This is a genomic window from Chryseobacterium sp. FW101-FHT12H09 (assembly GCF_058790395.1).
Genome location: NZ_JBYTCP010000002.1, coordinates 13,851 through 37,283, shown reverse-complemented (window position 1 = coordinate 37,283; position 23,433 = coordinate 13,851). Strand labels below are relative to the sequence as shown.

17 protein-coding genes are annotated in these 23,433 nt (G+C 33.5%); 6 read left to right on the top strand and 11 right to left on the bottom strand.

What is annotated here, in order from left to right; translation table 11 throughout:
• From AC3WRL_RS05845 to AC3WRL_RS05795, 11 genes are all read right to left on the bottom strand, one after another.
• Positions 1–1,134 (bottom strand): beta-ketoacyl synthase N-terminal-like domain-containing protein, encoded by a 1,134-nt coding sequence (locus AC3WRL_RS05845; RefSeq protein ID WP_492329905.1) that lies wholly within the window; start codon positions 1,132–1,134, stop codon positions 1–3.
• Positions 1,131–1,559 (bottom strand): acyl-CoA thioesterase, encoded by a 429-nt coding sequence (locus tag AC3WRL_RS05840; protein WP_492329904.1) that lies wholly within the window; start codon positions 1,557–1,559, stop codon positions 1,131–1,133. The genes AC3WRL_RS05845 and AC3WRL_RS05840 overlap by 4 nt, the downstream gene beginning before the upstream one ends.
• Entirely contained in the window at positions 1,549–2,817 is a 1,269-nt protein-coding gene (locus AC3WRL_RS05835) for an ABC transporter permease (protein ID WP_492329903.1), read from the bottom strand. The genes AC3WRL_RS05840 and AC3WRL_RS05835 overlap by 11 nt, the downstream gene beginning before the upstream one ends.
• Positions 2,804–3,562 (bottom strand): ABC transporter ATP-binding protein, encoded by a 759-nt coding sequence (locus AC3WRL_RS05830; protein WP_261510180.1) that lies wholly within the window; start codon positions 3,560–3,562, stop codon positions 2,804–2,806. The genes AC3WRL_RS05835 and AC3WRL_RS05830 overlap by 14 nt, the downstream gene beginning before the upstream one ends.
• Before the next feature lies 1 nt (position 3,563).
• The gene (gene darH / locus AC3WRL_RS05825; protein ID WP_492329902.1) at positions 3,564–4,559 is read right to left on the bottom strand and encodes a BtrH-related acyltransferase DarH; all 996 of its coding nucleotides are present in this window, start codon (positions 4,557–4,559) and stop codon (positions 3,564–3,566) included.
• Positions 4,560–4,622: 63 nt separating this feature from the next.
• The gene (gene DarG / locus AC3WRL_RS05820) at positions 4,623–5,027 is read right to left on the bottom strand and encodes a flexirubin biosynthesis protein DarG (protein WP_492329901.1); all 405 of its coding nucleotides are present in this window, start codon (positions 5,025–5,027) and stop codon (positions 4,623–4,625) included.
• 11 nt (positions 5,028–5,038) lie between these two features.
• A complete protein-coding gene (locus AC3WRL_RS05815) occupies positions 5,039–5,479 on the bottom strand; it encodes a hotdog family protein (protein WP_492329900.1) in 441 nt (146 codons plus the stop codon).
• 5 nt (positions 5,480–5,484) lie between these two features.
• Positions 5,485–5,916, bottom strand: coding sequence for a hotdog family protein (locus AC3WRL_RS05810; protein ID WP_261510176.1), 432 nt, complete (start codon positions 5,914–5,916; stop codon positions 5,485–5,487).
• Positions 5,916–7,055, bottom strand: coding sequence for a dialkylresorcinol biosynthesis protein DarB (gene darB / locus AC3WRL_RS05805; protein ID WP_261510175.1), 1,140 nt, complete (start codon positions 7,053–7,055; stop codon positions 5,916–5,918). The genes AC3WRL_RS05810 and darB overlap by 1 nt, the downstream gene beginning before the upstream one ends.
• A 3-nt stretch (positions 7,056–7,058) precedes the next feature.
• Positions 7,059–7,973 carry a dialkylrecorsinol condensing enzyme DarA gene (locus AC3WRL_RS05800; protein ID WP_261510174.1) on the bottom strand — a complete coding sequence of 305 codons (915 nt, stop codon included), beginning with the start codon at positions 7,971–7,973 and terminating at the stop codon, positions 7,059–7,061.
• A gap of 31 nt (positions 7,974–8,004) precedes the next feature.
• On the bottom strand, positions 8,005–11,670 hold the full coding sequence (locus tag AC3WRL_RS05795; RefSeq protein ID WP_492329899.1) for an MMPL family transporter: 3,666 nt from the start codon (positions 11,668–11,670) through the stop codon (positions 8,005–8,007).
• Positions 11,671–11,857: 187 nt separating this feature from the next.
• Here AC3WRL_RS05795 and AC3WRL_RS05790 point away from each other — a divergent pair, with 187 nt between their 5' ends.
• The 6 genes from AC3WRL_RS05790 (at position 11,858) to AC3WRL_RS05765 (ending at position 23,432) form a co-directional block, all read left to right on the top strand.
• Positions 11,858–12,865 carry a hypothetical protein gene (locus AC3WRL_RS05790; RefSeq protein ID WP_261510171.1) on the top strand — a complete coding sequence of 336 codons (1,008 nt, stop codon included), beginning with the start codon at positions 11,858–11,860 and terminating at the stop codon, positions 12,863–12,865.
• The gene (locus AC3WRL_RS05785) at positions 12,862–14,001 is read left to right on the top strand and encodes an EpsG family protein (protein WP_261510170.1); all 1,140 of its coding nucleotides are present in this window, start codon (positions 12,862–12,864) and stop codon (positions 13,999–14,001) included. The genes AC3WRL_RS05790 and AC3WRL_RS05785 overlap by 4 nt, the downstream gene beginning before the upstream one ends.
• Before the next feature lie 317 nt (positions 14,002–14,318).
• A complete protein-coding gene (locus AC3WRL_RS05780; protein WP_492329898.1) occupies positions 14,319–17,825 on the top strand; it encodes a T9SS type A sorting domain-containing protein in 3,507 nt (1,168 codons plus the stop codon).
• Positions 17,826–18,084: 259 nt separating this feature from the next.
• Positions 18,085–20,646 (top strand): type I DNA topoisomerase, encoded by a 2,562-nt coding sequence (topA, locus tag AC3WRL_RS05775; protein WP_261510168.1) that lies wholly within the window; start codon positions 18,085–18,087, stop codon positions 20,644–20,646.
• 143 nt (positions 20,647–20,789) lie between these two features.
• A complete protein-coding gene (locus AC3WRL_RS05770) occupies positions 20,790–21,902 on the top strand; it encodes a family 43 glycosylhydrolase (RefSeq protein ID WP_261510167.1) in 1,113 nt (370 codons plus the stop codon).
• A 459-nt stretch (positions 21,903–22,361) separates the two neighbouring features.
• The gene (locus AC3WRL_RS05765; protein WP_261510166.1) at positions 22,362–23,432 is read left to right on the top strand and encodes a formimidoylglutamase; all 1,071 of its coding nucleotides are present in this window, start codon (positions 22,362–22,364) and stop codon (positions 23,430–23,432) included.
• The last annotated feature ends 1 nt before the right edge of the window (position 23,433 follow it).

The window sequence follows — 23,433 nt, the reverse complement described above, 5'->3', positions numbered from 1 at the left end:
TTAACATTTTTCTAAGACAATTGCTGCATTACAACCTCCAAAGCCAGACGCCGTTTTCAAAATATATTTGATTGTTGCAGGTTGCTTTTCTTCTATAATATTCAAAGGTAGGGAAACTCCCATTTCTTCAAAGTTTTTAGACGGAATCAGAATGCTGTGTTGAGCACTCTCCATAGAAATAATGCTTTCTAATAAACCGGACGCCCCTAAACAATGTCCATAGAATCCTTTCATACTATTTAAAGGTGTATTCTGTAATCCCATTCTGTTAAATGCAATAGCCTCCATTTCATCATTATATAATGTTGCCGTTCCATGTGCAGAAATAAAGTCAATGTCGTTTGCACTCACTTTAGCTTCTGTCATTGCATTTTTAATACTTACATATAATCCTTCTCCAGTTCTTGATGGGCCAGAAATATGATTGGCATCATTGATAGAAGAATCTCCTGTAACTTTAAACCTAAATTTTTCGTTTTCAGTTTTCTCTCCTGTAATATAAGCTGCAGCTGTTGCTTCACCAATATTTATTCCGTTACGGTTTTTATCATATGGTTTGCAAGGTTCTGCTCCTATAGCCTGAAAAGAATTGAAACCTGAAATTACAAATTCAGTGATTTCATCTCCAGCGATGACAAAAGCATCTTTATATTTCCCAGCTTGAATTAAATTTTTAGCAACAGCAAGAGCCATTACTCCGGAAACACAAGCGTTAGAAACTACAATGGGTTTAGTTTTAAATCCAAAAAAATCAGCAATTTTTTGCGCTAATGCAGAAAGGAAAACTCCTTCCGGTAAAGAAGATTGATTTTTCAGTAAACTGATATTCCCCTTTGTAGTAGACAAAATAAAAGCAGTATCATGTGTAATGTTATGTTTTTCAACCAAAGGTTTTAGGCATAACAAAAACATTTTTTCTAATCTCGTAAAATTTTGATCGGAAAAGTTCTTATTAAATGCTTCTTCTAATTTTTCTGTATCTAGTATTGAAGCATAAAAAGGCTCCTGATTTTTAATAATTTTGTGCAGTGCTACTCCAGATTGGTTTTGTAGTAGAGCATTCCAATTATCCGTTACATTCATTCCAAGTGGAGTGACGCAGTTATAGTCTGTAATATAGATTTCTTTCATCATAAAAGTCCCATTTTATCCTTCCAGTTCTGAAAAAACGCTGGATTATACAGACATAAATTCCCATCAGAATCTAAAAACACCTGAATGGTCTCACCACTGCAAACCAGTTTATTTTCATGGTTAAACAATTCATATTTGAAAATTAATTTTGCTGCAACTGAATTAACGAAGGTAGTTTCGATCCTGAAAGTTTCTCCATATTTTAAAGGTAGAAAATGCTCACAAGTACTTTTGACGATAGGAGTTAAGTAACCTGCTTCCTGAATATCCAGATAAGACAGTCCATGTTCTCTTCCAAATGCTTCTCTTCCATCCTCAAAATAGACAATATAATGCCCGTGCCAGACAATTCCTAAAGGATCTGTTTCATTGAATCTTACTCTGATTTCCTCAGAAACGCTAATGTTTTTTTCTTTAGACTGCATTTTGTTTCCTTTCGTAAAAAATAGAAATTGTGACCATTGCGATATAAAATAAAAATAATAAAATGAGTTCTTTAGCTATATCAGTAATTCCACTATTTCTTAGAATAATATCATAATAAGCATTTAATCCCCAGTTCATAGGGGAGAACTTTGCAACATGCTGCATGAATTCAGGCATCAGAAAAACAGGAACCCAAATTCCTCCTATGGCCGCTAATACGACAACAGAAGTGGCGCCAAAAGGGGCAGACTGTTCCTGAGTGTCGGCAATTGTTCCCAATAAAACACCAAAACCAATAGCTGCCAATCCAGCAAATAATGTTACAATAATAAGATGAAACATTTTTCCTGAAACATCAAAAGCCGGCAGATCCATATAAGGGAAAAGATACATTCCAACTGCTACCATGAGTAAGAACTGTATCATACAGATGATAAGGTAAGTGCATGTTTTGCCCAAAATATGAATGTAATAGGGAGTAGGACTCACTCTGGCTCTTACGCTTGTGCCCTGGCTTTTTTCTTTAACTAAATTAATAGAAAGAGGAACTACAATGAAGAAGATTGCAAAAAGTGTCCAGGCAGGAACATTATGCTGAACAGAATTCGGAATGATTTCGACATTTCCTTTTGAGGGTGTGATTTCCTTAAAGCTGATCAGATTTTGGTTTTCCGCCATGTTTTCGGTGGTTCCTAATTGATCCTGAAAAGCTTTGTATATCTTTTTGTTTTCAATCTCAAAAACCATTTTATTTACAGAATTCATTACTGAGTTTTTGAAACCCGCATTGGTAGCTGGATCAAAATACAAATGAATTTCTTTAGCTTTTGAAACGTGTTTTTTAATAGATGCAGAATCCGCTTCTAATCCAAAAGAGCTGACAATGGTCTGAACCTTAGATTCGATATTGGAATTTAGATCTTTTGTTAAGTTTTTAGGAATAACAATAGCCATCTGATACTTTCCTGAAAAAACGGCATCCTGAGCAGATTTTTCATCGTAATTTGTTAGTAACTGGAAAGTTTTGCTGTTTTCAAGCTCCTTTTTTATATTTTGGGAAACTTCAGATTTATCCTGATCAATGAAAATAATAGGGATTTTTGAACCTTCAAGATTTTTAAATGTAGAATCCTGAATTAAGGTGATTGTTACAATCAACAATAAAGGCATTACAAAAATAATGACGATACCTCCGATATCTCTTTTTAATAAAAGAATTTCTTTTACAAAGCTTCGCCACAATTTATACAACAACATCTCTTAATTCTTTTCCGGTTAATGAAATAAAAACATCTTCCAGGTTTTCAGCACTGGATATTTGTGATACGAGTTCTTCCGGGGTTCCGACAGCGTGGATTTTCCCTTTATCTATAATCGCAATCTTTGTACAAAATTCTTCCGCTTCAGAAAGGTGATGGGAAGTGTAAATAATGCAGGTTCCATTTTTATTGAGTTCCTGAAGGAAATCGATGATTACTTTTTTGGACTGAACATCAACACCCACTGTTGGTTCATCCAGGAAAAGTACTTTTGGATTGTGTAGAGTTCCGGCAATAAGATTGCAACGGCGCTTCATTCCTCCCGAAAATTGCTCTACTTTTTTATCTGCAAACTTTGACAAACCCATTAATTCTAATGATTCATCAATGGCTTTATGAAGTTTTTTATGTTTTAAACCATATAAACTTCCGAAAAACATCAGATTTTCTTTAGCCGTAAGAGTAGGATAAAGTGCATATTCCTGTGGAACAATACCAATAATCTGTTTTATTTTAAAGCTGTCTTTTTGAGGAGATAGACCATTGATTTTAAATTGCCCTGATGTTGGTTTTATCAATCCTGAAAGCATAGAAATCAAAGTTGTCTTACCAGCTCCGTTTGGCCCTAATATTCCGTAGATCTCATTTTTTTCAATATTCAATGAGATGTCATTTACAGAAAATTCTTCTGCATGCTTATACTTTTTATATAGATTTTTAATCTCAATAATATGGTCTGCCATGTTAGATCGCTTTTCTTAATTTTTTATAGAAAGCTTCTTCCAGGTCCGCAATATGTAGCATTGACTTTGAAAGCTCCTGATAAATATTGCTTTTCGAATTTCTGTTCTTATAAACCCGGGCAATATCCACTGCAAAGTCACGCCAAAGATCTCCGATTGCAGTAATTTCTTTTGAGAGTTCCCTTAATTGATCGTTTTTAAGAATCTCTGCTGCTTCCTGCAAAAATGCACCATAAATAAACCTGAAACCTCCGCCTCCGGTTCCTATCTCTTCCTGCATTCTTATTAACTGTCCCAGATAGTGATTGGTAACTTTCGTTCCTTTTTTATCGGCCCATTTTGGAATGCTTTTCGCCACCCATCTCATGGCCCTTACTCCAATAAGAGGAACGGGAGCAAGCATATTTTTACAGGTATCTTTTATTCCTTTTTTTATTGCCTCTTCTACATTTGTGTTTTCAGGAATATAAACAGGGTAGTACATATGACCTTTTGGAGGTAATGCCCCTTTCGCATATCTTACTTTTTCAAGCTCTGCCTCAGAAAGGGTCGTTACATAATCCATAACAGGATCACTGATTAAGAACTTCCCATCCTCTTTTCCATAAACTACCAGATTATGAGCATTGAAATGGAATTTGTACTCTTCCGGAAAATAGGTGAGATTAAAAACCCCAACCTGAAGTCCGGTGGGAATATTATTTTGTAAGTTCTTTTCTAATGCTAATTGTGCATCTTTAGGATTAGAAAACTTTTGTCTTTTAATTTTAATACCCAATCTTTTTGCTGCCTTACTGAAAATAGCTCCGGGCATTGGGCGATAGCTAAAACCAGGTGCAAAATTTACTTTTAAGAAAGGCAAATACACAAAAAATAACCCTGAACCTATTCCAAAAATCATAGGTTCACTTAGTTTTATACCTTTGTAGAGTAATAAATTAGAGGCAACACCGTTTTCGCAATGGGCAGTTTGATGGTGTTCAAAATTCAATTTCATCTGTACATTTTTTACGATTTCTTGGTCAGATGGAATTACACATAAAGTTTATGCTTCATTTCATTATTTTCCATCGAAATTCTTTAATTCCGATACTGTGATTTCAAATGCATCAGCATATTTTTTCAGCACAGTATCACTTAGTGTTTTAAATACTTTTGGTTTAGTATGTCTTTTTACCCGCCATTGCCATATTCCAACGTAGGCAGAAAGTACACTCAGGTCCATTTTATTTAATTCCATAAAATAAATAATAGGACTTGCTATTTGATCAGCAACATTTTGTCTGGCTTCTTCTATTCTCTCATTAATGAGAGACATAGATTCGTCTAAAGCCAATTTCTTCGCTTCCCAGCCAATGCTGTTGGCTGTTGTATAATTATCATTTTCATCAGTAACATATACTACCTCGGTCATGTTCGCTGATTTCAGATTACTTTCATCTTGTGGGAGATCTTGCTTTTTCATCCTTTACTTTATTATTGTACTTTTTGAATAAACAAATTGATTTCAGCTCTTATCAATAATTCGTCATTATTATAAGTTTCACAAAAAATATTACAAATGTTTTCATATTGAGAAATAAGTGATGCTTTTGAGATAATGGTATCACCTACTTTCGGTAATGAAAAAATTTCAATCTTTTTGATGTTCGTTATAAAACCAATCACCTTTGTTTCTGCATCCGGACCTTCAAAAAAACTTTGTCCGACAATAGATGAACAGGTTTGTGCTGAATTTTCAATTAATCCGGCTTCTACAAATTCATTATTATGAACAAAAATATTATCTGTTGTTATTTGAAAGGAAGTAATGACGTTCTCTTTGGTCAACTCCAAAATGTAATCTACCATAAGCATTGGCTCACGATGAGGTAAAAAATGATGGATATTGATGATGTTTTCTTCCTTAATTTTCATTAAAATTATTTTACAACAGTTTTCATTTGAGAACTTGCTATGATAACATTATTCAACCTGGTAATGCTATTGACTAGTGTCACTCCCATCACTTCATTAAGAATAGTCACTTCTGTTTTTAATAGATCTCCAACTTTTGGTAATGCTTCAGCTTCAAAAGATTTAATGGCACCGATGTAACCGGTTGGAGCTTCTTTCCCCAATAGGTAATATTTATATCCGGTGTGTAAAGCTACACTTTGAGCCTGATGCTCTATTAATCCTGACGCCTGAAAAATACCGTCCTGAACAAAAATATTTTCCTCCTTGATAACAAATCCTGAAATTAAATGGTTTTCAGAATATTCAGAAAGTTCATTCACCATTACAAAAGGAAATCTCTGTGGAATAAGACTCTCCACAAAATCCTTATTTGATGTTGGTAGATTGATTTCCATTAGCAAACAGTTAATAATGCACAAGAATAAGCAAATCTTCCACTTTCAGGAACACAAAGAAGCACTTTTTCACCCTTTTTAAGTTTTCCGGAATTCATTAATTCCTCCAAAGCAATAAAAATAGAACCTGCTCCAATATTTCCAACTTCGGAAAGGTTATAATACCATTTTTCCCAAGGGAAATCCATTCCTTTTTTAGCAAACTCTTCTTTTAATCCATCTTTGAAATAGCCTGAAGAGATATGTGCTAAAACATGGTCAATTTTGTCAGGATCCAATTGATGCTTATCAAAAGAAGCTCTTAAACTTTCTGCTCCTTTTACTAAAATATATTGATCTAAAAGCTTTGTATCTTGTTTCAATGCAAAAAGAGATTGCTTTAGCCATTCATCAGAAGGATAATCTGCCCAAGATTTTAAACTGCCATCTTCTTGTTTTTCGCAACCTGAATACATGCAAGCTTCAATCTCATGAGCGTAAGAATAAAAATCGATGAATTCTATTTTTAAAGAAACACTGTTTTCTCTTGGTTTATTTTCTAATAATAAAGCTCCGGCACCATCGGAAAGCATCCATCTGAGAAACTCTCTTTTAAATGCGATGATAGGTCTTTCTTCCAGTAATTTTAGATTTTCCGCTTCATGATTAAATTTATCTGCAGTCATCCAAGCTGAGAATCTTTCAGAACCTACGCAAACGGCATTATCCCGAACACCCGCTTTCACAGAAAGAAATCCATAATTAAAAGCATTCATCCCTGAATTACAAAGTCCTGTTGACGTATTTATTTCGATAGATTTTCCTATGTTCAGTTCACCATGTACCATAGAAGAATGTGAAGGCTGAATCTGATCGGCAGAAGTCGTTCCACAAGACAACAATTGCATATCATCTTTTGTGAAGTTTTCATCGAAAAGTCCTTCCACAGCTTTTGCTGTAATTTGCGCGTTGGTATGAGTAGGTTTCCCATTTTTATCCAATGCGTAATATCTTGTTTTAATTTGGTTATTTCTTAAAATTAAAGCTCTCGCCTTAGAAGGAGTGTCATTTACCAGACCAAGATAACTTTCCATTTCATCATTAGAAACCGGTTCATTTGGCAAGTATGTTGAAGCTTTGGTTATAAATACGTCGTTCATCTCTTATTTTAAATTTATTCCTTGTAAATATTTTTTTTCTTTTCGTCTTTTAGATCTTAAAATTGGTGCTAATAGTATGTGAAATACCAAAACAATAGGGGAAATAATCCATATTGCAGCCATCAAATATACCTTAAAGAATTTTATCAGCAATGGTCGCCTCTCTTTTTTCTTGATTATCAGATTAGACCATACAGTGAAGATTTTGTTACCCACTTTTTCCACCCTAACCAGGAAAGGTCTGATTTCTACAGCGCCATTTTTGACTAGCTCTGGCTGAAGATTTTCATAATGATTGTTATCAAAATGTCTTTTAATAATTGCGCCATACTTTCCAGCTCCGGCAATTTCTTCATCTGAAACTCCTGCTGCTGGCAACATCCCTGATTTTTCTTTCTTTCCGGTTGTCAGCCATCGTAAAATAGTTAGAACACTGGTATAATTATCATGTCTGTCTACCAATGCAATGTTTCCGACTAGTTTTGCATTTAGGTTCTTTAAATACACTTTAAGCTTTTCCTGAGATAGCATCCACATATTCCGGGTACCTGAAACTGTAACTACGGGAGTGTCTCTTAGAATATTTTCGGCATAGCCACTTTTTAAGAAAGAAATTATCGGAATAGAAGGTGTCAGGTACCAAACCTGATATCCAAAAATGATCAGATCATATTTTTTATTCAGAACTTCTTCCGGAGGTGGAAGTATTTCTCTGGGAATCTGTAAATAGGACTCTGGAAACGTGTTAAAGAAAACATCACCAGGCCATGGAAAAGGGAAGTCCTCCTTAAGTTGGATATTATAATAAGTAACGTTGTAGTCGTCCTTTTTATCCTCGAAAGGCTGAGCGATATTTTTTACAATATCCTCTAATTGACCCGTTTGTGTATAGTATAAGACAAGTATGTTCTTCTGCATGGACATTTTTATTGATTACAAAAATATACTTTTATAATTTATCTGTTAATTTCTTATATATTTTAATTGATTCTGAACTAAAATACGAATGATATTCACTGTTTTCAAACAATATGTTTTTTATATTAAAAAAGATGATCACTTCAGGAAGCTGTGCAAGATTACCCAGATCATAGTTTTCATTAGATACTAAAAGCATACCAGCCTTTTTATTAATCTCTGAAAAGTCTTTTACATAATTAATTTTCCTTCTTTTTAACAGATAATTCTGTTCGGCAATTTCTCTTTTTTCAGTATCATGTATAAAACTGAATATTTTCCGGTTTGCCTCCTGAAGGGTCAGTAGAATATCAGTCTGACCATAGTCATCCGCGATATGAATGATCGTTGCATCTTTCGGAATGTACTTATTCAACTCAAAGTATGCCGACTTTTTGATGGTGAAATCTTTTTTAAGCTGTTTTACAATATCATTTTCTTTGTATAAAAAACTTAAAAACAATTTCTTTTTAAAATAATTTTCATCCTCAAGCTCACTTCTGAGTTTTGCAAACTCCACTCTAAAATAGGCGTTGATCTTTTTCGTTCTTTCCGAATAAGTGTTTCCAAATCGATTATCTTCTTTAAGGATACGTTCTCCTATTTTTACTGTAATACTTCCGTCATAAATGATAAAATCTCCTTTTGGTAATACTTCAGAGTTTCCGTGAATATACATTGGAAGAATATCTAAATCCAGCTGCTCTGAAAGATAAAAAGCACCTTTGTGAAATCTATTGATATTATTGGTATAAGAACGCTCGGCTTCTGGAAAAACAACTAAAGAATATCCCTGTTGTACTTTTTCCCGCAACTTATCTATTCCATTTTCTATACCCTGGGATACAGGGTAAAAGCCTAATGCTTTTACAAGTCTTCCAAAAACAGGTGAATTGTAAACCCAATCATTTACTAAGTATATGATCTTGTAATTAGTCATTGCAAGAGCTAACGTATCTAGGAAAGAAGTGTGATTAGCGATGATAATTGCCGGTTTGCTGAAATTCTCTTTAGGGTTTTTTATCACTCTTTTCTTTACAAAAGGATTACTGTATAAAACTGATGTTAAAAATTTAGCAATAAATATTTTGATATACCTCAGTGTATTCCCTTTGGTGTTCTTCACAAAAACAGTTCCGAACAGAGAGAAAAGGAATCCTCCCAAACCATAGTAGATAAATGATACAACGGAGTGTAAGAATAATCTGAATGTAATAGGAGAAAGTCCTTTTTTTGCTCTGTTAATGATTAAAAATCTAAACCAGAATGGGTAGAGCGTTGAAGTAATAATGATTACAGAAAACATTCCTATGAGAGCAACCAATGCTAAAGAATGTAAAGCTGGATGTTTTGCAAAAATCAGTGAACCTATAGATAAGATGGTTGTAAAGACAGCCAGAATAATTGAGATTCTATAGGTAGGGAGTTCATTTTTCCCTGTTGTATGTTCCTTTTGCATTGCCTTGGTTAGGAATATACTGAAATCATCCCCAACCCCAAATATTAGAGTACACACTACTGTGCTGAAAATATTAAGCTCCAATCCCAGGAAATATAAAATTCCCGCTGTCACAATTCCTGTTAATACAATGGGAAACATGGTGAGAACAGTTAATTCAAAGTTTCTGAAAAATACAATGATCGTAAGAATGATGGCCAATAAAGAATAATTGATCAAAGTGTTGAAATCCCTTTTCAGCAAACCAAGAAAGTTTTCATTCATTTGCTGGCGGTCAATAGCCAGAGCATCATGTTTCTTTTCTACATCTTTTATGAATGCGTCTCTTTTACTTTCATCAAGCTTTACAACATTTGAAATAGTATAAAAGCCTTTTTCATTACTGAGAAATTCAGAAACCTGTAGTGCTTTTATCTTTTCGTAATCCTGTAAACTTAAAGTTGAATAGTTTTTATTTAAAAGATCAGTAAATTGTCCGAAAGCTGAATTGTTGAATCCAAATTTATTTCCATTGGTGATCAATTCAGAAACCGTTTGGCTTTTTTTATTGCTATCCCAGAATTTCTTCCAGTTTTCGATCTTTTTTTGCTGGTCTTTTTTAGATAATACGACATTTCCCAAAGAATTATAGCTTAAAATCTTTCCTTCTTTTTTTTCTTTTTCCAGAAACTGATTCAATTGGGTATTTCTTGTTAATGACTCTTCTTCAGAATTTCCATAAGAAATAGTATAAATTGATTTTGAAGTAATATCCGAAAGCTTTTGTAGCTTAGCTTCACTTATTTTAAGATCTTTAGGAATATAGTTTAAATCTCCAATGTCTTCATTAAAGCCTACATGGCGGAATCCAAATAAACAGGCAATAATTACCAAAGAACATCCAATGATCAGTGGTTTGTTTTTTTCATAAGGATAAGAACCAATCTTATCAATGAAATTAGTACTTGTTTTTCCAGATTTTTCCTTCGGGTGGTAAAGCTGGGGAACAATAATTAATGCTGAAATCGAAGAAAGCATTACTGTAATTGAAGCAAACAATCCCAAATCTTTCAGTGCTTCCGATCTTACAAAGATCAGACAAAGAAAAGAAACAGCAGTGGTAGCACTACTCAAAATGATGGGTTGAGTGATCTCTTTATAAAGCTCTTCAATATTATTGTTATGTTTGTAGTGGGTAAGAATATGCAGGGCATAATCAATTGTGATCCCAATTAAAATTGCTCCTACACTTAAAGAAATGGCGGAAATTTTGTCCTTAATAAAATATAATATGAGCAGGGCAAGCAGAACTGAAAATACAGTTGGAAGGAAAACGATAATAGGGGTGAAAAAATTTCGGAAATAATAAATTAATAAGATCAAAAGAACAGTCATAGAAATCATCACCGTATTCTGGATGTCTTTTTTTATCTGCTGGGCATTGGCTACGGCAATCACAGGAGAACCAAAATAACTTATTTCTGTTTTTTCCTTAAACTCTTTATTGACATCATCTTTTATTTTATTAAGTTCATCAACAAAAAATTCATTGTTTTTAGTGTCATTACTTTTATTTTTAGGATCAATGAAGAGTAAGAGATTTTTGCCGTCTCTGGTAACAATATAATTATCTTCAAGTTTAAAATCTTTACTGATGTTAAGTGTATTTAGTTTTTTAAGGCCCAGAAAAGTAATGCCCAGTGGATCTTTTTTTATAAATTCTTTAGTAACAAGACTCGTAGGAGAGACTAATGAGACATAGTTGCTTTCTACCTGCTTTGCAATACTGTCTTTTTGCAGTTTTCTGGTGATTTCCTTATAATCGTTCTCATCTAAAAATAAAGGTAAGTTTTGATTTACAAAATCAAAAGTTTCAGAGATTTCATTATCATTTACTTTTCCCTGAATAGCTCCTATATATTTTTCCAGGGGCGAGAGCTTATCTAAAAAGCTATTTGCTGTTTCGGACAATTGGAAATTATCATCAGAAGATTTATTTTCTATTATAACAATAATTTTGTCAGAAAAATTGAGTTGCTTAAGAATTTTTGCGGTCAGATCAGATTTTTCACTTTTGGGAATAATCTGATTAATGTCTTCCTCAAAATTTATTTTTGATGCAAAAAATAAGCATACAAGGGTAATCCCTACTGTAAATAATACAGAAAGGAGTTTGTTTTTAGAAATTAAATAATATAGAAATATAAAAAAACGATGCATCACGTTAAAAAATCAAGTTTGCAAATTTAATTTTTTAAGTATTAGTTCAAAACTTTTACCGCTTAAGTTTTGTCTGAAAATCAATAAAATGTTTAGGTAAAATGAAAAAAACTTATACTTTTGCAAATGTTCCCTATTAATAATATATTTTAAAACAAAATTATTCCTAATAAAAAGCTGTTTTGATATGTTGAAAATATTTGATGAAAAAATGAACGGATTTTTATTTACAATAATACTTCCGCTATTGCTGTTTTCGATGTCCTATTATGGATTTGAGTCTTCTTATACAAGACTGAAGACAGCGCCAGAGCCCCCCGATTATCTATTCTCATCTGTATATGCTTATAGGGTAATCCCTAATTATCTTAGTTTATACCTTACAGATACCGTAGGATACATTATTAATAATTATTTAGATTTTTTTCGCAAATTTCTTTTAAAGAACGGAACTGCATTTTATCATGGCCTTTTTTTAATGAATAGCTTTTTCTTTGTTCTTTCTTCTATTGTTTTTAATTTTATTCTCAAGTTGAAATCGATAGGGCCTCTTTTGAATATTAATGTAAGAAGAATAATCCATTTGCTTGCAGTTTTCTTTATCGTAATTACACAGTACGCACCTACTAATTGCGATATGATGGCGCTTTTTTGTTATTTATCAGGTGTTTATCTAACACTGAAATACCTACATACGCATAAATCTGCCTATTTCTATATTTTAATTGCTGTTATTTTTTTATCAACATTTGTGAGAGAAACGGCCTGCTTAAATATTGCTTTTTTTGCAGCACTTTTTATAAATGTTGATGACCTTAAGAAAAGAAACTTTAAATTTATCTGGAAAACGATCCCTCTTGTAGTGGCTTTTTTGATCCCTTACTTAGGGTTGAGATTAATGATTGTTCAGGAAACAACTTTTGTTGAAGGCTTTTATATTAATAGAAACTTTGAAAGCCCTTTTAATTTAGCAGGATTACTATTTGGATGTATTGTACTCTATTTTATGTACAAGCTGTGTATTTCAATTGAGAATAGGGCTGTTTTTAAAAAGTATCTCTTTTTTTCCCTGCCTTATCTTATGATGATAACTATGGTTGGGCTTTATTGGGAGGTTAGACTTTTCCTGCCGTTGATTCTTACTGGAATTGTAGTTGCGTATCACCAATTTAATAATGATCTGAATCAAGCATGAGTTTATTACACCCATATTATATAATTGCCATTATCTATATGCTATTTTTTAGCGTTCAAGAGGTTTTTGGAAATAAGGTAGACAAAAAATGGTTTTGGTTTTTAGGTATTTATCTAATAATAATTGCTGGACTTCGAGATAGTGTAGGTCCGGATTATGGGAGTTATAAAGGGATTTATATTTATTCAGACACAAAAGATTATTGGAGTATTTTTTTGAAGGCCCTGCATATCGAAGGCTCTGAAAATGTAGATATAGAATGGTTATATGCATTGATCAATAAAATATTACTCAATGTATTCAATGCTCCATTCTATATGTTGACTTTGGTAATAGCGATTTTTGCTATCTTTTTTAAGATCAAATACACTGAGGACAATACTTTTTATCCATTCACTTTTACATTGTTTATGTTTATTCCCAATTTCTTCATTGGAGAAAGTGGGCAAATCCGACAGAATTTAGGAACCTTTATTATTTATTTTGCGATCAGATATATTAAAGAAAGGAAGCTGTGGCACTATTTGTTGTTTGTCTTTATAGCTTCCGGTATCCACAATGTATGTTATATATTTTTACCAATGTACTGGCTTGCAAGGGTGCCATTGAATAAAACGGTCATGCTTGCATTAATTATAGGATCAATATTTTTATCTCCATTTGAGGTCTATAAGGTATTTGGTGATTTTTTAAGTAATATTGCTTCAGACAGTATGCTGGTAGAAGGCTTTAACGGATATGTGGACGAGACCGCTCAAAGGCTGAATGGAGGCTTTGGTATTCCTGAAGCCCTGATGGCGATCCTGACATTCTTTTTGTTTGTTTTTGATACTCCAATGAAAGAGAAATATCCATACTACGAATACCATAGAAATTATGCAGTAATTGGAATTTGTCTTTATTTTATATTTAGAAATAATCCTATATTTTCATCAAGATTGGCAGGCGCATTTATTGGCTTCTCCTTTGTGCTGATTCCCAACGCAATGTATGTGGTTTCTGACAATACAAAAAAAATGATCTATTCATTTATTATTGCGTTAACGATATTCAACTTCGTGGTATTCTCCAGTTTCAGAAATATTATTGGTGGAAGGTTTACCATTGATCTTTACAAAAACCATATTCTACCTTAATTTAGCTCTACAATATTAATAAAAAGACGAAGCATTATGTTTCGTCTTTTTTAATGAATTCATGCCCTAAGGTTACTGTATGGGGGTATTTGATTTTATTATTTATAAAAATTTACACAACTTATTTACAATTTCCTAATATAAAATTGTAGTTTTGCGCCGTCCGGGTTCAGAAATGAAATATTTACATATAATGCTTTAGGATTGTGTTGTTTACATTATAATAATTCTATTAAATCATTATTAGTAATATAAATCACTATTTGTTGATGAGGGCTTAAGATTTGTATTGCTGTAATAACACCAAAGCTAAGGATATGAAAAATATAGTATTCAAAAATTTAATGGCAATTTTTTGCCTTGTATCAATTAGTGCTTATTCTGGTACCGGTTCAGGATTTGGAAGAAATATTCAAAAGTCTTTCAGTCATTATACTAAAAGTAATGACTCCTTAATTACGATTTCACAGAACATCAATAAAAATAAAACACAAGACCATTTAAGACCCTTTTCATCAGAAAAGGATAAAAATGGATCTGAAGCCAGAAAAGCCGTTGTTGATTGGACAAAAGCTCCTAATAGTTATATTTTTGATCCTAGTCAAAATTATGGAGGACTCCTTATACCAGTCAGAAAAGCATATGCTATGTGGGAAAGCGACAAATATATCGGAAGCGGAGGTATTCCTGATGGAAAGCTTACAGCCGATATATTATGGGAGGATGTTCCCGGATTGATCATTAGTGAAGACAGTTATTCCTTAGAAGTAGTAGATTCTGGACAGAACGCAAAAATTAAAGTTCCGATAAATAAAGCAAAAGAGGGAAATGCAGTGATTGCTTTTAAAGTAAATGGTGATATTTTTTGGTCCTGGCATATATGGGTTACCGATGATCCAACAAATGGGTCATCGTACAAAAGTTTTGAAGGTATAACAAGAGAAAAGAATGATGGAACTATTGAAGCTATTCCAGATTCGGACTGGAGGTGGATGGATAGGGATTTAGGCTCCGTAAGCGGAACTATAACCGGTACAGAATGGAATAGAAATGGAGGTCTTTTATATCAATGGGGAAGAAAAGACCCAATACCTCCCCTTGTATACAGAGGTAATGATTTTTATGAAGTGTCAGGTTCCATTGGGAGAGTTAGACATCGTGGTGCTAAAAACTTTACTAATGCTATTAAAATTGATGATCTTAGAAAATTTGTATTACTGTCAGATGCTGAGGTTAAGAACAATATCAGACTTGCGGTAAGAAATCCACTTAGTCTTATCTATGTAAATAAAGATGATAATTCTGGTCCCGCATATTATAATAACAATACTAATCTAATGGTTAACTGGTTTGGGAAGTCATCTAATTTTAAAGATAGTCAGCTTACAGAACTTAATTTATGGTCTGATAATTCACAGGGCAAACTAAATACAAACTATAATACTGATGCTGCAGCACAGCCTTATCGAGATAAGTCCTCTTATGACCCATGTCCAAATGGCTGGAGAATTCCCTCTGCTTTGGTTGCTAACCAGGCCTCGGCAAGTTATACCGATGATATCAGAATTGATTTCTCGCCTTTTGGTACCAGAACCAATATGGCAAAAAATATTTTTGAATCCAATGGTTATCATATTATAAAACCCACTGATTCAAGTATGCCTCTCTTTATGCAGGGTATTAAATTATATCCGAATATTGCATTTGATTTGTCAGATACAGGTGGATATGATATGGGAATATTTCCAGGAACCGGTCAGATTGCTATAAATATGCAGGCTGGTCAATATGCAGATCAGCATCATACAAGTATATGGACGGCAACTATGGCCAGACAATTTGATACAACGCCAGCTACCATTGCAAGGGGGCTATTTATGATTCCAGATAAAGGGCAGGCCGATGTTCCTGATTCAAATTTCCCCACCGTAAAAGGGAGATTCCAATATATGCCATTAGCAAGCATGAATACCTCTGAGGCTAATGGCTGTAGATGTATAAAAGATCCTTTATATCTTGTCGATAGTTACGATTTTCCAACTGAGTTTTTAAATGTTACTGATGAGTACCGAGAAGGAATTGATAATCCTAATACTTATCAGATAGTAAAAACTAATGCAGTATCCACTATTGAAATTCCTGTTAGTAAAGCGTTCTCAGTTCAGAGCCAGATTCTTAATAATCATGATATTTTAAGCCCTGCTAATTTTAATAACCTGAAAGGCAATGTACTTTGGACAACTAATAGTAATCTGATCAGTAATGTAACGATTGCTAATTCTACTCCAGGATCTTTAAGTGATTTAAGCAACACGAAAATTTTAGTTGTTATTAATCCTAATCAAAGTGGAAATGCTGTAATTACCCTACATAATGGTGCAATTACTAATCCTGTTTATTGGAGCTGGCATATATGGGTCACGGATACTCCTATTAACAGTCGTATATATACTACAGAATTACCTGTTGGAAATGTGACCAACTATATCAATTATGTAGATAAAGCAGATGTGATCTTACAGACAGAATTTATGGATAGAAACTTAGGAGCAATTGATGCATTTCCAACAGTAGTCAATAATCTTACCCCAACTTCTGCTGAGTTGACAAAAATAAGGGCATCTACAGGATTACATTATCAATGGGGAAGAAAAGATCCCATTCCTACATTCCAAAATGCTGATAATAGAACTTCTTACAATGTATTTTTGGGAAATGTATCAGCTAGTGGAGCTGTCGGCTATACTACTCTTACCGCTGCAAACTACAATAATATTTCAGGAAATTATATAGTACCTTATAATAGTTATGCGGCTAATGTTAATTTATTAGACACAGATAAAACATCCGATAAAATTGCAAAGGTTTTATCTTATTCTGTAAGGAATCCTCTTGTATATATGGTTCCAAGTACTTTTGCTCCTTACAACAGTAGTGTACCCAACTATACCAATGGGACAGACTGGTTATCAACTGAACCTAATCTGGGAGCAGATAGATGGGGAAGAGGAGGTCAGAAGTCCGTATTCGACCCCTGTCCTGCAGGTTGGAGAATTCCAGATGTTTCTGGTGTTGCCATTGTATCGGGTAAGGATTTTGGAATGACACCCTGGTATAAAAAAGATAAAAATGTAGCTACTCAATACAGTATCGTTAATGATTATTTAGGGGTGAGGGTTAGAAATCCGAGCACCACTTCAACCATCGGATATACTTTTAACCACTACGCTTACAATACTGGAAATTACCCCAATTCCGGTAGTAGAGGATTTAGGAGTGTGACTGGAAATCAGTCTGCACAGGGGACTTACAATGTGCTTAATTTTCAATATCCCGGAATTTGGACAGGAGCTTTAGTATCTAACTACATAGGGAGACCAATTAGTATTTTATTTGATGCAGCTTCAAGTGCAAATCGTATGATTGCTTTTCATGATAATAATGATCCTTATTTTGGAATGAGCTGCCGTTGTGTAAAAATCAAATATGATGAAAATGGAAATGAAGAAGGGGTGGTTCCAAAGCTTCAGATTACATCTTCGCCAGTTACAAAAGCGGCCACTGTTTTAAGTGAAAATGAAGCTGAAGGTATATTAGCTAAAGAAAGAGTTTCCGTATATCCTAATCCTATAAAAAATGAATTGCACATTAAGGCATCAAATAATAATGAGGGTTACTATTATCAAATATATAATATGTCCGGACAGTTAGTGAAATCAGGTAAATTTTTAGATGGGAAGACCGATCTTTCATCATTGATTTCTGGGGCATATTTAATGAGAATTAATAATTCAGATAGTTTTATTAAAATTATTAAAGAATAGTTATCTATATTATTTAAAATAAAAAAGCTGTTTCATTTTAGGAACAGCTTTTTTGATTATGCTATTATTTATCGATCTTATAATGATAGAAGAAAAATTCTATAAAGTCATTTTGAATGCAATAATTTCAGCAAAATAATCAGTTTAAAAAGTCTAAAACCCCAAAAATGAACTTCTTTAAGGTGATCCGGTTTTTAAATTAAACAGATGTAACAAAACCTATCTAATAAAAAAGCTTTACTTTTGCAAAAATTTTAGAATGTCGAAAAATTTAGTAATCGTAGAGTCCCCGGCCAAAGCAAAAACTATTCAGAAATATTTAGGAAAAGATTTCGAAGTAAAATCCAGCTTCGGTCACATCCGTGATTTACCTAAAAAAGGAATGGGTATTGACCTTGAGACCTTCAGTCCTGATTACGAAGTTTCTGCTGACAAGAAGAAATTGGTAACAGAATTAAAATCTGCCGTAAAGAAAGCTGAAATAGTTTGGCTAGCTTCCGATGAAGACCGTGAAGGTGAGGCTATAGCATGGCATTTGGCAGATGAATTAAAATTAAAACCGGAAAACAGAAAACGAATTGTTTTCCACGAAATTACTAAAAATGCGATTCTAAAGGCCATTGAAAATCCAAGAGATATCGACCAAAATTTAGTAAATGCACAACAGGCAAGAAGAGTTTTGGATAGGATCGTAGGTTTTGAAATGTCTCCGGTTCTTTGGAAGAAAGTAAAACCAGGATTATCTGCAGGAAGAGTTCAATCGGTTGCTGTGAGATTAGTTGTTGAAAGAGAAAAAGAAATACGAGTATTTACTCCTAAAGCAAGTTTTAAGCTGGACGGAATTTTCTTAAATAGTGGAGACCAGGAAATTGCTGCAAAACTTAAAAAGGATTTTGAAAAAGAAGATGAAGCTGAAAAATTCCTTGAAAAAGCTAAGACTACGGAATTTAAAGTTCTGAATGTTGAAACAAAACCCGGAACACGCACTGCTTCGGCTCCTTTTACGACTTCTACATTGCAACAGGAAGCATCATCAAGATTAGGATATAATGTAACCAATACAATGCGTCTTGCACAAAGACTATATGAAGAAGGGTACATTACCTATATGAGAACCGACTCAGTAAATCTTTCTCAGGAAGCAATTGAAGGTTCCAAAAAGCAGATTGTATCGGAATATGGAGCAGCATATTCTTCTCCAAGAAATTATACCACTAAATCAGCATCAGCACAGGAGGCTCACGAAGCAATTCGTCCAACCGACTTCGCTGTTAAAAGTATTGGGGATGCACAATTAAACAAGCTTTATCAGTTAATATATAGAAGAACACTAGCTTCTCAAATGGCAAATGCCAAGATAGAGAAAACAGTTATTGAAATAGGAAATCCTGTTCTGCCTCAGAATTTTGAAGCACAGGGTGAGGTTATTATTTTTGATGGTTTCTTAAAGGCCTATGGCATTGTGAAAACTGAAGAGGAAGATGAAGAAAACAATGAGAAATTACTTCCGAAAGTAAAAGTAGGAGAAATTTTAAGCTATAAAACAATTAATGCAACTGAGAAATTCACTAGACCTAGTGCAAGGTATACAGAAGCAGGATTGGTAAGAAAACTTGAAGAATTAGGAATTGGCCGTCCTTCAACGTATGCACCAACAATTCAAACTATTCAAAATCGTGAATATGTTGATAAACGTGAAATAGAACCACAAACGCGTGAAGTAGTAAAAATGACCTTGGTTAAAGACAAGATCAAAAAAGTAATACTTGATGAAAAGTTTGGTGGCGATAAAAATAAATTTGTTCCCACAGATATTGGAGAAGTTGTAAATGACTTCCTGATCGATCATTTCAAAGAAATCTTAGATTATGGGTTTACCGCGAGAGTGGAGGAAAGCTTTGATGAGATTGCTAATGGAGAACAAAAGTGGAAAGAAATGATGATCGATTTCTATTCCAAATTCCACCCTAGAATTGCAGATGTCGAAGAAAATGCAGACCGTGCTAATGGAGATAGATTATTAGGAATTGATCCTAAAACAGGTAAGAACGTTCATGCAAGGATCGGAAGATTTGGGGCAATGATTCAGATCGGTGAAACCGAAGATGAGGAAAAGCCTACTTTCGCATCGTTGATGAGTGGTCAGAATATTGCGACAATTAGTCTTGAAGATGCATTGGAACTATTTAAATTACCTTTTGATTTAAAAGATTTTGAGGATCAGACTGTTTCTGTAGGTGTTGGTAGATTTGGACCTTATGTAAAATGGGGTGAAACTTATATCAGTATTCCAAAAGGTGAAGATCCACTTTCTGTAGATCAAAACCGGGCGGAAGAAATTATTGGAGAAAAGAAAAAAGCAGATGCTCCGATTGCTACTTATAAAGGAGAGCCTGTAACAAAGGGAACAGGAAGGTTTGGGCCTTTCATTAAATATCAAAGCATCTTTGTGAATGTTCCTAAGAAATATGATTTTGATAATCTTTCTCAAAGTGATATTAACGAATTAATTGATGCTAAATTAGAAAAGGAAGCAAATAGATATATTCAGCAGTGGGAAAAAGAAAAAATATCTCTTGAAAATGGTAGATGGGGTCCATTTATTAAATTTGGAAAAGCAATGTTCAAAATACCAAAGAAAAAAGATGATACAAAATATGATGCTGAAGATTTGAAAGAAATTTCTTTAGATGAGGTGAAAAAATGGATTACAGATCAAGATCCTAAAGCTTTTGCAGAAAAAAAGAAACCCGCTGCGAAAAAAACAACGACAACAAAAAAATTACCGGCTGCAAAGAAAACAGTTGCTAAAAAGAAATAAATTGCTCGAAGATATTTAAAGGCACGGATTCGTAATCCGTGCCTTTTTTATTTTAATGATTATTTCAAAAGAAAGAATAAACCATCAAAGTACGGGATACTCTATTTAAATGGTTGTATTAAATTAGCTGTTAAATAGACAGCATGAGCGATTGCAAAAATATCACACGTAGAGATTTTTTACAAACTTCAGCATTGGGAATCTTGGCTATGGTTTTGGGTTCGTCATTTACAGATTTATCTGATTTTTCTAACCAGCCCTATTTCAGTTTAAAACCAATCGGGCGATCATTTTCTTTGGAAGGATATTATATTTGGTGCAGTTGTCCAATTTGGGGTAAAGATGGAAAAGTTCATCTTTTTTATTCCAGATGGAAAAAAGAAAAAGGAATGGGTGGTTGGCTAAATAGTTCTGAAATTTGCCGTGCAGAAGCGGATTCTCCTTTTGCTGAATTCCAGCACAAACAAGTTGTTTTGGCTCCAAGAGGTGGTGAATTTTGGGATGCAACGACTTGTCACAATCCTTTGGTCAAAGAAATAGAAGGTCAATATTATTTGTTCTTTATGGGGAATTCAAATGGTAAAACAAATACTAAAAGAATAGGACTTGCTACTTCAAAAAATCTCGACGGAGATTGGGCCAGACCCGAACATCCTTTACTTCTTCCCGGTGAAAAAGGTTCCTGGGATGATCATTGTACTACAAATCCTGCTTTTGTAAAAGGGAATGATGGTAAATATTGGCTGTTTTATAAATCATGGAATACTCAGGAATATGAAACTCAAAAAGGGTCCATACGAGGTAATAGAAAATATGGATTAGCAAAGGCTGATTCTCCAATGGGACCTTACGAAAAGGTGTCTTCAAATCCTGTAATTGATTTCTCATCATTACCTAATAATGTGCAGTTGGAAGATGCTTTTGTCTGGAAACAAAACGGAAAATATCATATGATAGCACGTGATATGGGGTTTTTCAATCATGAGTATGGTTTACATTTAACAACAATAGACGGACTTCATTGGTCACAACCGGAAATTGCTTATCTCAATATGCAACATTATATTCAGGAGCCTACCCCGCCAAAAAACTTAAACCGATTTGGAAGATTGGAACGTCCTATGCTTTTGATGGATAAAGACGGGGAAACACCTAAATTTTTAGTGGGCGCAACACAAGGTGGGAAATTTGAAACTTCAACTTCTTTCATATTTGAAATTGTAAGCTCCAGGATTAAAGAGGAAAAATTGTTATAACAATCAAAAAGAAGTCTAAAAAAAGCAGTAATGCTAAAGTGATATATGGAGCCGTTAATATGGTGTGTTAACGGTTTTTTCATGCACAAATGTGCTTCGAGGTTTTTACTTGATGAGGTTTTTTGTATGTTTGTGAGAAATATATTTTGATGAAAAAGATTACAAATTAGAAATTATGTTACTTTATCAGGGAAGCTACAAAATATGATATTTAGTTTACCTGTAAGGTTAAGACGAATATATTTATTTTCAGGTGATAGATTTATTATGAAGTGAAAAGCAAAGTTAGAAACTGTATATTAAAAATATTAATTGCGAAAAAAGCTTATAAACATCTATTACGTAAGAGTACAAATCAAGATTTCCTTATGTTTATTCAAAAATATGAATGTTGAATTTGGAATTTGGAAAGTTGAATGGAATATTATAGAAGTAAAATAATTTAGATTAATTACATAAATGGATTTTGAAGATTTTATCATTTCACCAAGAAATTTCAAAACAGAAAGCTGGCAGATCGGAAATCAGATCAAGAAGGAAATAAAAGAAGACAGCATTGTTCTCTTGTTTGTTTCTGATTACAGAGGAGCGAACGGTGAAGCGGAGGTGCAGGATTTTACAGCAATAAGAAAAGAGTTTTATAAACTTTCTCAATTAGATTTTGAAATCCCGTTGATAGATCTGGGAGATCTGGTTTCTGGTAAATCAGTTCAGGATTCTCATTATATCTTACAGGAAGTGCTATCTGCATGTCATTATAAAAGAGCAATTCCAGTAATTATAGGAGGGTCGAATGATTTCGCTTTTTCCTTATTTTCGGGGTTAAATTTTCATCAGAAAAATATTAACTACACACAAATCAGTAATATAATTTCTCTTAAGCAAGGAGAGAGTATCAATGAACATACTTTTTTGAGTAAAATCTTAGGCGCTAAAAATTTCTCAATTAAAAATTATCATCATTTGGGGTATCAGAAGCATTTGAATGAAATGGACTCTGTGAAATTAATCAAAGAAGTTGAGTTTGATATTATTCGCTTAGCGGAGATGATGAATACTACCGAAAAAACAGAGCCCTTCTTTAGAAAAGCAGATTTAGTTACTGTAAATTGTGATGCTATCGAAAGTTTTACTGATCCTTTTTCAATGAACCCTCAGGTAAATGGATTAAACAGGAGAGAGATATGTGCTTATATGAAGGAAATTGGTTTGAGCGAAAATTTGAAATCTGTTGGGATTTTTAATTATAATATATACTCAGAAAATCAGCTCAATCACCAGCTTTTAGCACAAATGATCTGGTATCTGATCGAAGGAATCAACATTCAGAATTCACACCCAAAAGAAAGGCATTACGAAATGTTTTACGTCCTTATTGATGATCATCAGTATGCTTTTAAAAGAGATACATTTAGTAATTTATGGTATTTTGGGGATGATGAAAACATTGATAATTGTATTCCATGTTCAAGAAAAGATTTTGATGAAGCAAAAAAAGGCTGGTTAAATGCAAGACTGACGAAAATTTAAT